10 protein-coding genes and 1 pseudogene are annotated in these 14,877 nt (G+C 70.4%); 4 read left to right on the top strand and 7 right to left on the bottom strand.

The features are described from left to right. Nucleotides 1-305 precede the first annotated feature (305 nt). The 4 genes from AB0F52_RS10125 to AB0F52_RS10110 all read right to left on the bottom strand — a co-directional run bounded on the left by AB0F52_RS10125 (nt 306) and on the right by AB0F52_RS10110 (nt 6,651). Nucleotides 306-4,208, bottom strand: a complete 3,903-nt coding sequence (locus tag AB0F52_RS10125; protein WP_360167239.1) for a family 78 glycoside hydrolase catalytic domain — start codon at nt 4,206-4,208, stop codon at nt 306-308. 145 nt (nt 4,209-4,353) lie between these two features. Continuing rightward, nucleotides 4,354-4,707, bottom strand: a complete 354-nt coding sequence (locus tag AB0F52_RS10120) for a TraR/DksA C4-type zinc finger protein (protein ID WP_360167236.1) — start codon at nt 4,705-4,707, stop codon at nt 4,354-4,356. A gap of 59 nt (nt 4,708-4,766) precedes the next feature. After that, complete coding sequence (locus tag AB0F52_RS10115) at nt 4,767-5,432, bottom strand: patatin-like phospholipase family protein (RefSeq protein WP_360167233.1); 666 nt, start codon at nt 5,430-5,432, stop codon at nt 4,767-4,769. Between the two features lie 217 nt (nt 5,433-5,649). Next, nucleotides 5,650-6,651 (bottom strand): amidohydrolase family protein, encoded by a 1,002-nt coding sequence (locus AB0F52_RS10110; RefSeq protein ID WP_360167230.1) that lies wholly within the window; start codon nt 6,649-6,651, stop codon nt 5,650-5,652. 85 nt (nt 6,652-6,736) lie between these two features. Here AB0F52_RS10110 and AB0F52_RS10105 point away from each other — a divergent pair, with 85 nt between their 5' ends. Continuing rightward, nucleotides 6,737-7,276, top strand: coding sequence for a TetR family transcriptional regulator (locus AB0F52_RS10105; RefSeq protein WP_360167227.1), 540 nt, complete (start codon nt 6,737-6,739; stop codon nt 7,274-7,276). A gap of 370 nt (nt 7,277-7,646) precedes the next feature. Then, the gene (locus AB0F52_RS10100; protein WP_360167224.1) at nt 7,647-10,532 is read left to right on the top strand and encodes a glycoside hydrolase N-terminal domain-containing protein; all 2,886 of its coding nucleotides are present in this window, start codon (nt 7,647-7,649) and stop codon (nt 10,530-10,532) included. A gap of 65 nt (nt 10,533-10,597) precedes the next feature. Here AB0F52_RS10100 and AB0F52_RS10095 read toward each other — a convergent pair whose 3' ends face one another. The 3 genes and pseudogenes from AB0F52_RS10095 to AB0F52_RS10085 form a co-directional block, all read right to left on the bottom strand. Then, complete coding sequence (locus AB0F52_RS10095; protein ID WP_360168281.1) at nt 10,598-10,885, bottom strand: RICIN domain-containing protein; 288 nt, start codon at nt 10,883-10,885, stop codon at nt 10,598-10,600. Between the two features lie 136 nt (nt 10,886-11,021). Beyond that, a pseudogene (locus AB0F52_RS10090) lies at nt 11,022-11,183 on the bottom strand (hypothetical protein); the annotation flags it as partial. 41 nt (nt 11,184-11,224) lie between these two features. Further along, nucleotides 11,225-12,694 (bottom strand): endo-1,4-beta-xylanase, encoded by a 1,470-nt coding sequence (locus AB0F52_RS10085; protein WP_360167221.1) that lies wholly within the window; start codon nt 12,692-12,694, stop codon nt 11,225-11,227. A gap of 351 nt (nt 12,695-13,045) precedes the next feature. Between AB0F52_RS10085 and AB0F52_RS10080 the strand changes: the two genes are divergently transcribed. After that, the gene (locus tag AB0F52_RS10080) at nt 13,046-13,984 is read left to right on the top strand and encodes an ATP-binding cassette domain-containing protein (RefSeq protein ID WP_360167218.1); all 939 of its coding nucleotides are present in this window, start codon (nt 13,046-13,048) and stop codon (nt 13,982-13,984) included. Beyond that, complete coding sequence (locus AB0F52_RS10075) at nt 13,981-14,820, top strand: ABC transporter permease (RefSeq protein WP_360167215.1); 840 nt, start codon at nt 13,981-13,983, stop codon at nt 14,818-14,820. Before AB0F52_RS10080 ends, AB0F52_RS10075 begins: the two co-directional genes overlap by 4 nt. The last annotated feature ends 57 nt before the right edge of the window (nt 14,821-14,877 follow it).

Here is a 14,877-nt window from a genome sequence, read left to right as displayed (position 1 = left end):
CGGCGCGACGGCAGGCAAGTGGGGCGCCGTCCCGGCCGGGGACATCGTCATCACGGCTCTGTTGTACGACGGTTCGCGCCGTCCTGGAGAAGGGCCGGCCCGACGTCTTCCTCGCCGGTGACAACGCGCAGGCCAAGGCGGGCGTGGCGGCCTCCTCAAGAGCCGTGGACAGCACCCATCTGACCCACGGACCACACCTCGCCCGGCTGCTGACCACGCTCGACGTGCTCAGCGACGGCCGCATCGGCACCGGCCGGCTCGCGGTCGAGGGGCCACCGGCCGCCGCGTCGGTCGCCGACCGCCTGTCACGGCGTCACCTCCGCGATCCTCGTGAAGCTGTTCTGCGCGGCCGCGACGACGATCCGCACTTGAGCCGTGGTCACCGGCGCGGGGAACGGAATCCACCGGGAGACCGCCGCATCACCCACCACGTGGACCTGGTCTACCCACTGGGCGCCGTTCCGGGTCTGCACGGTGAAGTCGGTCGGGACGCCGTCGGCATGGGAGGCGAAGCCGACGCCGGTCAGCACGGTCGCGGCCGGCGCCGTCACGGTGAGGGTGTCCGGGTACCGGCCGTCGGTGTCGTCGTTCCAGAACGTCGCGAAATCGTGGTCGATCGCGTTCGACGCGAGGTATGTGCGGGTCGCACCGTTGACGACGTTCGGCGCGTGCTCGCTCGAAGCCGAGGCCGTCGTGCCGCTCGCCCAGCTGCCGAACACCGGCACGTTCACCGTCGTCTGCGCCTCTCCCCCGCGAGGCGCCTTCACGGTCAGCGTCACCGGGTACAGCCCGCTCACGACCCCGGCGGGCACGGTGATCCGCACCCTCCCGGGCGTCTCGGACATGGCCGGAGTCAGCGGAATCCGGGGCGCCGTCGCCGTCCAGCCCGGAGGAACCTGCGCACCGAGCGTCGCCCGCGTGTCCACTGTAGACCGGCCTTCGACGACCACCGGGACGTCACCGCTGCTGCCCGCGGTGATCGCCGGGACGGTGCCGGTGGTGAGCGCGAGCCGGGTGAACGGCGTGCGCGGCGGCGTGACGGTGAACGTGTAGTCGCCCGAACCGGCGGTCAGGGTGAGCGTTTCGTCGTCGGCCCGGCCGACCATCAGGCCGGGGTCGGGCTGGGCCGGGTGGCCGTCGGCCAAGATCGTCCGTCCGCTCTCGCGCACGCTGGACTGCTTGCCACCCAGCAGCGGCAGCCGGATCGTCGCCTTCGCCCCGACCGGAACCGTCGCGTGGTAAATGAGCGTGCTGCCGTTCCGCTGCCACGAACTGACCACGGTCCCCCGGACGGTCTGCTGCGACGCCGTCACGTGCGTGAGGTCCCCGGCGACGGCGGGGGCGAGCGTGAACTCGCGCCAGCCGGGAATGCCGGGCTGGATCCCGGCGAGCTGCTGCTGGAACCACTGCCCGATGGCGCCGCCGAGTCCGATGTGGTCCTTCGACGACGTGCCGTCCGGCGCCGAGGAGTTGTCCCACTTCTCCCAGATCGTCCCCGGGCCCTGGTTCACCATGTAGCCGAAGCTCGGGTAGTCGGTGCGCTGCGCGATGGCGAGCGCCACGTCGTTGCGCTGGTACTTGCCGAGCGCCTGGAACACCAGCGTGGTGCCGACGAACCCGGTCGTGACGTGGTTCTGGTGCGCCGCAATGTCAGCCACGAGATGGTCCACTGTGGACTGCTCGCGACCGGCCGGAACGAGCCCGAACACGAGCGGCAGGGCGTAGGACAGCTGGGTCCCGGTGCCGAAGACGCCGGTCTCGGCGGAGTAGAAGCGTTTGAGGAAGCCGGCCGAGATCCGACTCGCCAGCGTGTTGTACTTCGTGGCGTCGGCCTGCTTGCCCAGTACCGCCGCCATCCTCGCCAGCAGCGTCGCGTCGAGGTAGGAGAAGCCAGTCTGGAAGTAGCCGTGCGGGGTGCTGACCGTCGAGAGCCAGTCGTCACCCCACGACGTCGGCGGGTTGACGACGACGTGGTCGGCGTCGCTGATCGTGCCGAGGTAGTCGACCCACGCCTTGACGTGGTCGTAGTGCGTGGCGAGCAGCCGGGTGTTCCCGTACTGGGTGTAGGAGTCCCAGATGATCTGCGGGTACGCGGTGCCCCACGCGGGATCGGTGAGCCAGTCCGCGCGGCCGTTGACCGGCGCGACCGAGGGCAGGCTGCCGTCGGCACCCTGGCTGGTGACCATGTCGCCGAGCCACTTCGTGTAGAACGCCTGCATCTCGAAGTTGGCCATCGCCTCCTGGTCGGAGTCGGCGGCGTCGCCGAGCCAGCCGTGCCGCTCCCGGGTCGGGCAGTCCATCTGGATCGACTCGAGGTTGTTCAGCTGGGTCTGCGTGACGGCGGCCTGGATCTTGTCCAGCCCGGGGTCCGAGGTGTCGAACCGGCCCGTCGAGGCGACGTCGGTGTGGATCTCCTGCGCGGTCACGGTCACCGCGGCGTCGTCGGGAACGCCGGTCAGCTCGGCGTAGCGGAAGCCTGCGTAGTCGAAGTGCGGGAGGTAGGTCTCGGTGCCGGTGCCGCTGAAGGTGTAGTGGTCGGTCTGGCGCGGCGGCTCGGAGCCGTCGAAGCTGATGTTCGCGGTCGTGACGCGGCCGTTCGCGTCGAGGATCTCGCCCTTCTTCAGCGACGCCGTCGTCCCGGCGGGCTGCGCGGCCCGCAGGGTCGCCTGGCCGGTGCGGTTCTGGCCGAAGTCGTACACGCGCACGCCCGGCGCGGGCCGGGTTTCCTTCACCGGCTTGAAGTTCGCGACGATCCGGGACGGCGGGGTGGTGTCGGGCCGCAGCTGCGTGATGCCGCTGTCGACCACCGCCGGGTTCGGGCCGTAGACGCCGATCTCGGCCAGCCGGAAGGTGCAGCTCGGGCCGGCGCAGGCGAGCTTCGTCGCCGTCACCCGCACGTACCGGCCGGTCACGTCCGCGGGCAGGGTGACGGCCGTGGTGCCCGGGTTGGGCTGGTCGGCGTCCGTGCGGTCGGCGACGGTCGTCGCCGTGGCGAACGCCGGATCGTCGCCGACCTCGACCCGGTAGCGCACGGGGAAGCCTGCCCCGGCGAAGTCCCCCGCGGGGTCGTTGGTCGGCCGCGCCGGGAACAGCGTCACCGAGCCGAGGCGTTGCGCCGAGCCGAGGTCGACCTGCGCCCACTTCGTGTTGTCGGCACTGGCATCGATGGCGGAGTGGTAGCCCTCCGACACGTCGCTCGAGCCGTCGATCCCGTCGGTCGCGGCCGCCGGGGACCAGCCGCAGCAGGTGGTGGTGTCCGACGCGGTGACCGGCTTGCCCTGCGCCAGGCTCCGGCGGTGGGAGGCCGGGGCGACGGCGAGCGCGGCGGGCCAGGCGCCGGCGTCGAACCTGGCCGTGTCCCAGCCCGCAATCTCTTTGCGGGCGTCATAGGTTTCGCCGTAGTAGAAGTCGTCGCCGGTGACCGGGCCGGCGTGGGTCTTCCAGCCGGGGCCGGTGCCGAAGCGCGCCACCGAGCCGTCGGTGTAGGTGACGTTCAGCTGAGCGACGAGCGCCGGGCGGCCGGTGTACTGCCCTTTCCCGGCCATGAACGCGAGCGCGTTGCGGCCGGGCTTGACCAGGTTCGTGACGTCGAGGGCGCGGTAGAGCACGCGGGCGGCGTAGTCGGTCACCGCGGAGTCGAGCACCCGGTCCGGCTGGACGCGGGCGCCGTCGAGGTGCGGCTCGGCGACACCCTGGGCGCCGAAGTACAGCCGGGCACGAGCGACCGGCTTGGTGACGTCGAAGCTGCCCCGGACCAGCGCACCGTCGTCGGCCTGCAGCCACCACGCGGTCCAGTCGGCGGGCCGGAGCAGGCCGGTGTCGAACCGCGCGGGCACCGACCACGGCGACGGCCGGCCTTCGCTGTTCCAGGTCCGCACCGACCACTGGTAGGTGCGGTCACTGTCCAGCGCCGGTCCGGTGTAGGCGACGTCGACCGAGTTCGCCGACGGCACGCGCCCGGAGTCCCAGTGGGACCGCGGTCCGTCGACACGGACTTCGTACGCCGTCTGGGTTTCCGCGCGTCCGGTGTCGTGCACCGTCCAGGCGAACGTCGGCTGTGGACTGGCTGCCACCGCGTTCGGCGCCTGGCCGTCGGCACGCAGCGACGTCGGCGGCAGCGGACCGCCGTGCGCGGGCTCCGCCGACGCGGTGGTGGGTGCGACCGCCGCGGCGAGCACGAGCGCGATGACGACAGCCTGCCTCTTCATCGAGGTTCCCGACCGGCGCATGAACGTCTCCTGACGCCATAAAACGTTTCAATCAGCCGAGGGACTTCTTACAACGTCAGTCGCAGGGAAACAAGGAACGGCGTCGATCCTGTCCGGATGACGCCGGGGAAGGCACTCGATCAGCTCAGCGCGGCGCCTTGTTCGCGCAGGTGATGCAGATCCGCGTCGCCGGCAGGGCGACGAGACGGTCTTCAGCGATCGACTCCCCGCAGCGTTCGCAGGTTTCGTAGACGCCGGCGCGCACGCGCCCGGCGGCGCGGTCGAGGTCGGCGAGGTCGTCCTGGGCCTGCCGCAGCAGGGCCTGGACCTGCGCCCGCTCGAACGCGATCGTGACACCTTCCGGATCGTGCTCGTCGTCGTTGCTGGTGAACTCCGACGCCGCCACGATCCCGTCCCGCTGCCGGGCGAGCGCGCCGGCCAGCCGCGCGGCCTCGGCCCGGGCCCGGGCGATCAGCTCCACCGCGAGACGCTCGTCCATGCACGAAGTCTGCCACGAACCTTGACGGTGACGACCCGCGTCACGTAGATTGAATCGTTTCATGCAGCCCAGACAGCCCGGATCGCTGCCGCTTCGCGTTCGGCCTGGCGCCTGCCGATGTGGAGCGCCCGGCCGGCCGTCTCCGGGTCCAGCATCTTCACCGGTGCCTCGAGGTCGCCGAAGTCGGGCTCGACGGCCACCAGCCTGGTGTTTTCGCGCAGCTGGGCCATTTCGGCGTCCGCCCTGATCGTCGAAGCGGATCGATCGCTGCCGGCGGCGCCACCGTGCCCTCCGAGAGGATGGCAGGATACGACCACGAGAACGTCACTCGGCGGCGCCAACGTGGCGTTCAGGTGGTTGACGATCCCGCCGTCCATGTAGCGGATTCCGTTGATGGTGACGGCGGGGAACAGCATCGGTACGACGCAACTGGCCGCGACGGCGTGCAGCAGCGGCACCCCGGATTCCGGCCCCCACACGACAAGCTCACCTGAGTCGGTGTCGGCTGCCGTGCAGCGGAACCCCGGGGGCCAGGCGACACCGTCGAGGATTCCGAGCAGGCCGAGATATCCGTCTTCGGTGAGCGTGGTCGTCGCTTCCCGTACCGCGGAACCGATCGCTCGCAACGCTTGCCGCGGGTCGGCGGCGAGCACAGCTTGGCGCGACGCACTCAGGAAGCTTTCCTCGCCTGCTGCCAGGACGGCGAAGTCCAGCTTGTGCCCCACTGCTGCCAGGACGGCGAGCGCGTCGGAGACGTCGCAGCCACTCGACAGCAGCGCCCCGACCAGGACCCCGCGGATGTTCCGACGATCGACGAGGCTTCCGCCAAGTCGACGCCGGCTTCGCGCAACCCGGTGAGCAGGCCCGTCTGCCAAGCGACGCCAACGATGCCGCCGCCGCCGAGAACGACCGCGCGGGTGGGTGAGCCATTCCCCTGAGAAGTCATTGCTGTTCCGTCCGTGAGGTGAGGTCGATGCCGAACAGGGCGCAGGCGTTGCCTGCGGTGAACTTGTCGCGGTCTTCGTCGGTCGGGAACTCGGTGAGGAACTTCTCGATGTCCGTCTTGGCCGGCTTCTGGAAGGGGTAGTCGGTCGAGAACAGCAGCCGGTCGGGTGTCGTGACCTCCAAGGCATGACGCAGCAGCGCGGGGTTGAACATTCCGGAACTGGTGACGTGGATGTGGGAGCGGACGTAGTCCGACACCTTCCGGTCCAGGCCCGCGACGCCGGAGAGGCTGTCGGCGCGGTCGGTCCAGAACAACAGCAGTTCGCCCCAGTGGCCGAGCACGAGCTGCAGGCCGGGATGGCGATCGAAGGTGCCGCGGACGATCAGGCGCAAGGCGGCGACCGCCGCCTCCAGGTGCCAGCCCCAGCCGAACGTCGCCAAGGCCAGGTCGGTCATCGGGTCGAAGCCGCGGTAGACGGCTTCGCGGACCGTGCGCGAAGGAATCTGCGGGTGGAGGAAGATCGGCTGCCGCAGGGCCGCGGCGGTGGCGAACAGGTCGTCGTAGCGCGGGTCGTCCAGCGGCGTCTCGGCCGTCCGCCCGTAGACCATCGCTCCGACGAACCCGAGACCGGCCGCGCGTTCGAGCTCCGCGCCGGCGGCCGCCGGATCCGCCATCGGCAGGGTGGCGAGGGCCCGCAGCCGCGCCGGGTGCCGGCCGACGGCCTCGGCGGCGATGTCGTTGGCCCGCCTGCTGAGCGTCCGCGCGTCCGCCGGCTCCAGCGGGTGTGTACCGGGTGGCGCCAGCGAGAGGATCTGCACGTCGACGCCCTGGGCGTCCATCGCGGCGATCCTGGCGTCGCCGAGGTCGTCGAGGCGCTCGAGGTTGTCGCCCAGCTCGTCGAGCACGACGCTCGGGTCACCGCGGTCCTCCGGGAGCGCCTTCACCGCCGAGGTGAGCTCCGGCAGGTTCCAGTGTTCTTCGATCGCGATCAGTGCCACGCCAGGCCTCCCGGTCCGGGCAGTCCGCTCAACCGCCGTTGAGCGAGACGGTACACGAATCACTCAACGGTTGTAGAGTGAAGCCATGACGGAGACCTCCCGCGCCGCGAAACGCGCCCGTACCGCCCAGCGGATCCTCGAGGCCGCCAGGCAGGAATTCGCGACCCGGGGCTTCGAGGGGGCGACGATCCGGGGCATCGCCGCCGCGGCGGACGTGGACGCTTCGCTGGTGATGCAGCACTACGGCTCGAAGGCGGCCCTGTTCACCGCCGCGGTCCAGCTGCCCAGCGAGGACGCCGAGAGCGCTGCCGAGCACCTGCTGGAGGTCCTCGCCAACCGGCTGCGCGAACTGCCCCCGGAGACGAGCGCACTCGTCCGGTCCATGCTCACGGTGCCGGAAGCCGCCGACACGATGCGGTCCTACCTCGACGAACGCGTCGACAACCTCGCCAGGTCACTGGAGGGCGACGACGCACACCTGCGCGCCCTGATCGCCGTGAGCGGCATCCTCGGCCTGACGATCACGCAGCACTTCCTGAAGCTGCGCGCCTTCGACGACGCCTCCCACGAAGGATTGCTGCAAGCTGCGCGCGGCTGGACCGAATACCTGTCGCGCGACTCGTAAGACCGATCAGCGGGCGCCTCGTCGTTCGGCCACTTCCGGAGCCCGGTGGGCGCCGCGCCGCAGCAAGGATCACCCGTGTCCATTGTGGTCACCGGCGCCACCGGCCAATGGGGGCGGGCACACCGTCGAGGCGTTGTCCTGGCCGGAGACATCATACGTCTCCCGACTGGAGACATGTCTCCGCCTCCGTCCTCACCACCGGATGCCGGTCGAATATGGGCTGTTCGGCGGCATTTGGTCGCGCTGCCGCTTCCGGGTATGGACACCGGCGAGATCGACAGCCGAAAATCCATCACATGTCCTCGCCTCTGCGGGCCAGGCCATGACGAAGCGCGACGAGGGACGGCTGCCGGACAAAGGAGTTTGCGTTATGGACCTGCCCATCGACCGCAGGCGCTTTCTCACCGCCGCCGCGTTGACCGCCGGGGCCGCGGCCCTGCCCGGTGGGTTGCTGTCCGGCCGGGCGGCGGCCCGGTCATCGCAGATCACGCTTCCCGAGCGGGGTATCCACGACACCGGCCCGGCGACGTCCTGGACAGACGGTTTCCTCACGGGCAACGGTGAGTACGGTGCCACGCTGTACGGCGCGCCGTCGCAGGAGAAGGTGATCTTCAACTATCACCGCCTCGTCCTGCCCAACGGCTCTCGATCGCTGACCCCGCCGGTGATTTCGGGACGCCTGCCGGGCGTCCGGGACAAGGCGCTCGCCGGTGACTACGCCGGTGCGAACCGGGACTTCGCGGCCGGCTGGTCGCTGCGCTGGACCCAGACCTACCACCCGGCGTACGAACTCCGGATCGCGACGCCGGCCATGACCACGGCCAACGACTACAGCCGCGTGACCGACTTCCGCACGGGCGAGGTCACCACCGGCTGGACCGACGGCAACGGCACGTGGTCCCGCCGGGCGTTCGTCTCCCGCGCCGACCGCGTGATCGTCCACGAACTGACGCCGGCGCCCGGCCGGACGATCGACGCGACGCTGAGTGTGAACACCGCGTTGGACGGCACCCCCGGCAGCGTGGGCTTCACGACCCGGGCCACCCTCGGCAACGGTTCCGGTTACCTGAACCTGCGCGGCACCTATCCTTCCGGGCAGGGCGCGTTCGGCTACGAAGGCGTCACCCGCGTCGTCCCGACCGGCGGCACCGTCTCCGCCAGCGGAGCCACCATTGTCGTGTCCGGAGCATCACGGCTGCTGCTGCTCACCAAGCTCGACCGGTACGAAACGCCGAACGCGTGGGACTCCCAGCCATTGCACGCGGCGCTGGCCGCGGTCGGCACCGACTACACCGCACTGCTTGCCCGGCACACCGCGATCCACACGGCCTGGTACGACCGCTCCCGGCTCGACCTCAACGTCTCGGCCGCCGACCGGGCACTGCCGATCAGCCAGCTGATCGCCCGGCAGAACACCAACCAGAGCGTCATCGACCTCGCGCTGCTCGAGCGGCTCTACGACTCGGGGCGATACCTCTTCATCAGCTCCAGCGGGATCCTGCCGCCGCGGCTGACGGGAATCTGGACCGGGACGTGGACCGGCGCCTGGGCCGACGACTTCACCACCGACGCCAACATCAACCTCCAGGTCGCCGGCGGCAACATCCTCGACACCCCCGAGGCCATGCAGGGCTACTTCACCCTCATCCTCGGCCAGCTCGCCCAGTGGCGCACCAACGCGCGGAACCTCTACGGCGCCAGGGGTTTCCTGGCCCCGTCCCGGACCGACGGCGAGTACGGTCACATGCTTCACTTCGACGCCGGGTTCCCCGGCCAGACCTGGACCGGCGGCGCCGACTGGCTGCTCTACCCGCTCGTCGAGTACTGGGAGGTCACCGGCGACCAGGCGTTCCTGCGGGACAAGCTGGGCCCCGCGCTCATGGAACTGGCGCTGTTCTACGAGGACTTCCTGACCCGGACCGACTCGGGCGGCAAAGTCGTGTTCGTCCCGTCGTTCTCGATGGAGAACGCGCCCGGCAACACCGGTGTGCTCCTGTCCGTCAACGCCACCGGCGACATCATGGCCGGCAAGCACGCCCTCCAAGCCGCCATCTCCGCGGCCAACGCGCTCGGCGTGGAACAGGGCAGCGGCCAGGGCGTCCAGCGCTGGACGGCCTTGCTCGGGAAACTGCCCGCGTACCGGATCAACGGCGACAACGCCCTGGCGGAGTGGTCCTGGCCGAGCCTCAACGACAACTACAACCACCGGCACGTCCACCACCTGTACGGCGCCTGGCCGCTGCACGAGATCAACCCCGAGACCCGGCCCGAGCTGATCGCACCCGCGCTGCGGGCCCTGGAACTGCGCGGCGACGAGAACCTGTCCGCCCACGGGAGCCTGCACCGGGCGCTGGCCGCCGCCCGGCTGAAGGACGGCGGGAAGGTCTACGCCAACCTCCGCAAGATCCTCGGCAACACCATGATCTTCCGGTCGCTGATGACGTCGCACAACCCGAACCTGCAGACCTACAACGCCGATGCCGCCCACGCGGTACCCGGCGTGCTGGCCGAGGCGTTGCTCTACTCCCGGCCGGGCGTGCTGGAGATCCTCCCCGCCCTGCCCGGGCAGCTGGCCAAGGGCTCGATCACCGGAGTGCGTGCTCGCGGCCGGATCCGCGTCCACAGTCTCGGCTGGGACCTGTCCGCCCGCACGGCCACGCTGTCCGTGACGTCGGCGATCGACCAGGACATCACGCTGATCAGCCGCCGGGGCATGGCGTCCGTGACGACGACGGCGCCCGTCGCCACATCGCCGCTGGGTGTCAACGCAAGAGTTGTGTCCCTGACCGCGGACCAGCGCACCGACATCACCGTCTCCCTGTCCCAGCCCCCGCAAAGCGGGTACGTGCGGCTGGTCAACCGGCGCAGCGGCAAGGTTCTCGACGTCACCGGCAACGGAACGGCCGACGGCGTCAAGGTCGTCCAGTGGGCCTGGTCCGGTGGCGCCAACCAGCAGTGGCAGCATCTGTCCAATCCGGACGGCTCGGTCCGCCTGGTCAACCGCAACAGCGGCCGGCTCCTCGACAGCCCGGCCGGAGCCGGCCAGGGCACCCAGCTGGACCAGGCGCAGGACACCGGCACCGACAACCAGTGGTGGAAGCTCGCCGACACCGGTGACGGCTACTACCGGCTCGTCAACGTCCGCACCGGCCTCTGCGCGGACGTGGAAGGCGGCTCGGCGAACGACGGCGCCCGGGTGATCGCGTGGGCCGCCAACACCGGCACCAACCAGCAGTGGCAAATCGTCGACACCTGACCCGACCGCCCTTCTCGCCAGGAGACCGGATCAAGGAGCGGGTGATGCGTGCACCACCCGCTGGATCAGTTCCGCGTCCACTTCTGGTTGCTCCCGCCGGCGCAGGTCCAGATGATCGCCTTGGTACCGGGGGTGGTGCCCTGGCCGCCGGCGTCGAGGCAGGAGCTGCCGTAGACCCGCAGCTCACCGGCGGCGGTGGAGGTCCACTGCTGGTCGGCGCCCCCGTTGCAGTCCCACAGTTCCACCTGGGCGCCCGCTGCCTGCGAAGCGTTGGGCACGTCCAGGCAGCGGCCCGAACCGGCGCCGACGACCGTCGACGTCGTGCCGCCGTTCCCGCCGCTGCCCGGGGTGATGGACGTCGTTGGCGATCGACCAGTCGGAGTCGGCGCCCGCGATCTTCACCGCCGGGTAGCCGGCCGAGTTGAGCGTGGAGCGCGGATTCCGGTACCAGCCGTGGACCAGAAGTTGCCGCCGCCGATCCAGCACGGTCCCTCGCGTGTGCTCGACGCTCGGCTCCGCGCCGGAGGTGGAGTTGGTGTCACCGCCGATCTCGATCTTGAGGATCTGCACCGAAGCGCCGTAGCCGGGCCGCCACCGCCGCTGATCGCCCCCACGCCGTCGAACGTGCGGCCGCCCGACGAACCTTGACACGGCGAGTTTCTTTCCCGGCGGAGGACGTGGTGGTTACGCGGCTAGCCGAGCGTCCATTGCTGGTTGTTCCGGCCGTTGCAGGTCCACAGTTCGACGAGGGCGCCGTTGGCGGTGGATGCTCCGGTGACGTCCAGGCAGAGCCCGGACTGCACGCCGGTGACCGTCCCGTCGGAGTGGACGGTCCACTGCTGGTTGGCCTGGCCGGTGCAGGGCCAGATGATCACCTTGGTGCCGGGGCTCGTGCCGCGGCCGCCGGCGTCGAGGCAGTCGCCGCCGTTGTACACGCTGAGCGCGCCCGATGAGGTGAGGGTGAAGCTCTGGTTCGAGCCGCCCGAGCAGTCCCGGATCTGCACCTGCGTGCCGGCCGTGGTGGTCGAGTTCGGCACGTCCAGGCACTTGCCCGCGCCCACCGCGTGCACCGGCCCGGTCCCGCCGCCGGTGGGAGGAGCGCCGCCCAGAGCCGTCGCGGTGGCGTTGTAAGCCGGCTTGGGCTGGTAGTTGTTGTCGTACATGCTCGCGGCGCCGTAGCCGGGGAAGGTCCCGGGGATCCAGGAATCGGCGTCACCGACGCCCCACTGCGAAACGCCGGGGCAGCGGGTGACCGCCAGGCAGTCCTTCACCACGGTCGCGTAGTCGGCCGCCTGCTGCTGGAGGTTGCCGCCGGAAGCCGGCAGCGGGACGCGGTCGTCGAGCTCGGTGATGGCGACGTCCAGCCCCAGCGCCGCGAAACGCTGCATGTTCGCCGGCATGGACGAGGGGACCTGGCCGACGATGAAGTGGCTTTCCAGGCCGATACCGCCGAGTGGTACGCCTTGGGACAGCAGGGACTGCGCGATGCTGTAGAGCGCGTTGCTCTTGGCGTTCTCGCCTTCGATGTTGTAGTCGTTGATGTACAGCACGGCGTTCGGGTCCGCGGCGTGTGCGGTGCGGATCGCGTCGGCGAGGTAGCCGGTGCCCATGGCGGCGGTGAAGGCGTCTTGGCGCAGGCTGCCGTCCTCGTTGAAGGGTTCGTTGATCACGTCCCAGGCGTAGATCTTGCCCTTGTAGTGGTTCACCTCGGTGGTGATGTGGGCTTCCATCGCGCCCTGGACCTGGTTGCGCGGCAGGCTGTTCACCCACCCGGGCAGCTGGGCGTGCCAGACCAGGTTGTGCCCGCGCACGCGCATGTTGTGCGCCTGCGCGAAGGAGACGACTCTGTCGCCGGGACCGAAGTTGTACGAACCGTTGCCGGGCTCGGTGGTGTCCCACTTCATCTCGTTGCCCGGGGTCACCATGTCGAACTGGGCGCCGGCGAGCGAGGTGATCGTCGCGTTGTTCACCATGTTGCCGGTGAGCTCGGTGCCGATGTACCGGTTCTGGGTCTCGGCCAGCGAACGCAGTGTCGACGCCGCGTCCGCGGGCGGTGCCGCGACCGTGGCGAAGACCGGAGCGACGGCGAGCCCCAGTGCGGCGGCGAGCGCGCCGCGCCGGGAGCGGGGTGATCGACGCGGCTTGCGGGTGAAGGGGCGCATGCGACCTCCGATGGCGTCTTCGACATCTCCGAGCGGCGCAGTCCGGAACGCGGCGGCTGCCGGGTGGCGGGCGTCGGCGGCGTCCTCGAACCGGTTCGTACGGTACCGGAAATTCCCGCCGGGCCAACGGGGCGTGAAACTTACCCGGACGAGCGCCCGATAACGGACGAATCCTGTTTTCCCCCAACGTTGATACCTGTGTGCGTGACCGTCAGATCATCTCGTAGTACCGCGGTACTACGCCGCGGCACCGGATTCCCTCCTCCGGTACCACGATCCGGCTCCGTGCCGCTTCTAGCGTCGGGGGCGAACGGATCGGGCTGTCCGATCCGGGATCTCAGGGGATGAGCGATGATCGAGGCACACCAGCTGACGAAACGGTACGGGGAAAAGACCGCCGTGGACTCTTTGGACTTCACCGTCCGGCCGGGCACTGTCACCGGATTTCTCGGGCCCAACGGCGCGGGCAAGTCGACCACGATGCGGATGATCGTCGGGCTCGACACCCCGACCAGTGGCTCGGTCAAGGTGAACGGCCGCCGCTACGCCGAACACCACGCGCCGCTGCAAGAGGTCGGGGTCCTGCTCGAAGCGAAGTCGGTGCACCCGGGCCGGTCGGCGTTCGACCACCTGCTCGCGCAGGCCCAGACCCACGGCATCCCATGCCGCCGAGTCGACGAAGTGATCGAGCTGGCCGGGCTGCAGCCGGTGGCGAAGAAGCGCGCCGGGAATTTCTCCCTCGGGATGGGTCAGCGGCTGGGGATCGCCGCGGCCCTGCTGGGCGACCCGGCGACGGTCATCCTCGACGAGCCGGTCAACGGACTGGACCCCGAGGGAGTCCTCTGGATCCGCACCCTGCTCACCGACCTCGCCGCCGACGGCCGGACCGTCTTCGTCTCCTCGCACCTGATGAGCGAGATGGCCCTCGTCGCCGAGCACCTCATCGTCGTCGGCCGGGGACGGCTGCTCGCCGACACCACCGTCCACGACCTCGTCCGGGACGCCGGCGGCGACACCGTGCACGTGGCCACGGCCGAACCGGGCCGGCTGCGTGAGGTCCTGGCCGGACCGGGCGTCGAGATCGCCGGCCGCACCGGCTCCGAGGAACTCCGAATCAGCGGCCTCTCGGCCCGCTCCATCGGGCTCAAGGCCGCCGAGCACGGCATCGCCCTGTTCGAACTCTCCCCCCGGACCGTCTCCCTCGAGGACGCCTTCATGGACCTGACCCGCGACGCCGTCGAGTACCACGGCGCCACCACCGGCATCGACACGCTCGGGAGCGCCGCATGAGCACCCTGACCACACCCGCGGCCCCCGCCACCCGGGCCGCCCGCCCGGCCTACCGCGTGACCGGGCGCCACGTCCTGCGCTCGGAGTGGACGAAACTCTGGTCCCTGCGCTCCACCTGGATCACCCTCGGCCTCGGCCTGGTCTTCCTGGTCGCGTTCGGGCTGATCTCCGCCGCCCGGTACAAGTCCAACATCAGCTCCGGCCAGCCGCTCGACGAGGATTTCGCCGGCGCCACCGCGCTGAACCTGTCCCTCTTCGGGACGAACTTCGCGCAACTGGCGCTGGGCGTGCTCGGCGTCCTGGTCACCGCCGGCGAGTACTCCACCGGCATGATCCGCTCGACGCTGACCGGAGTCCCGCGCCGGCTGCCCGTGCTGTGGTCCAAGTCGGCGGTGTTCGGCGTCGTCGCGCTGCTCGTCGGCGTGATCGGCGCGTTCCTGGCCTTCGTGTTCGGCAGCGCCATCGTGGCCGGGACACCCGCGGCGATGACGCTGTCGGACACCGGTGTCCTGCGCAGCCTGCTGGGCGCCGGTCTCTACCTGGGCCTCGTCGGCGTGATCGGCGTCGCGCTCGGGGCACTGCTGCGTTCGGTCGCCGGCGGCATCTCGGTCCTGGTCGCGGCGCTCATGCTGATCCCCGGCCTGATTTCGCTGCTCCCGAAGTCCTGGCAGGGCGACATCAGCCCGTACCTGCCGAGCAACGCGGGACAGTCGATGTTCGCCCTGACCCACGACGCCAGCAGCCTGGCCCCGGGGGCCGGGCTGCTGGTCTTCCTCGGCTGGACCGTCCTGCTGCTGGCCGGAGCCGCCTACCGGCTGGCGCGGTCGGACGCTTGACCGAGGTTCCGCCGGTGCGTCGCCCGGGTGCCGCACCGGCGGTTTTCCTCCACGATG

Origin of the sequence: Amycolatopsis sp. NPDC024027, from assembly GCF_040638975.1 — a bacterium.
In the GTDB taxonomy this organism is placed as follows: domain Bacteria; phylum Actinomycetota; class Actinomycetes; order Mycobacteriales; family Pseudonocardiaceae; genus Amycolatopsis.
Note: the sequence above shows the minus strand (reverse complement) of the source record. Positions and strands in the feature narration are given on the sequence as shown.

Excerpts from the sequence above, each read along its gene's own strand:
- AB0F52_RS10125 (WP_360167239.1), bottom strand. The coding sequence starts at position 4,208 with ATGAAGAGGCAGGCTGTCGTCATCGCGCTCGTGCTCGCCGCGGCGGTC.
- AB0F52_RS10120 (WP_360167236.1), bottom strand. The coding sequence starts at position 4,707 with ATGGACGAGCGTCTCGCGGTGGAGCTGATCGCCCGGGCCCGGGCCGAG.
- AB0F52_RS10105 (WP_360167227.1), top strand. The coding sequence starts at position 6,737 with ATGACGGAGACCTCCCGCGCCGCGAAACGCGCCCGTACCGCCCAGCGG.
- AB0F52_RS10100 (WP_360167224.1), top strand. The coding sequence starts at position 7,647 with ATGGACCTGCCCATCGACCGCAGGCGCTTTCTCACCGCCGCCGCGTTG.
- AB0F52_RS10085 (WP_360167221.1), bottom strand. The coding sequence starts at position 12,694 with ATGCGCCCCTTCACCCGCAAGCCGCGTCGATCACCCCGCTCCCGGCGC.
- AB0F52_RS10080 (WP_360167218.1), top strand. The coding sequence starts at position 13,046 with ATGATCGAGGCACACCAGCTGACGAAACGGTACGGGGAAAAGACCGCC.
- AB0F52_RS10075 (WP_360167215.1), top strand. The coding sequence starts at position 13,981 with ATGAGCACCCTGACCACACCCGCGGCCCCCGCCACCCGGGCCGCCCGC.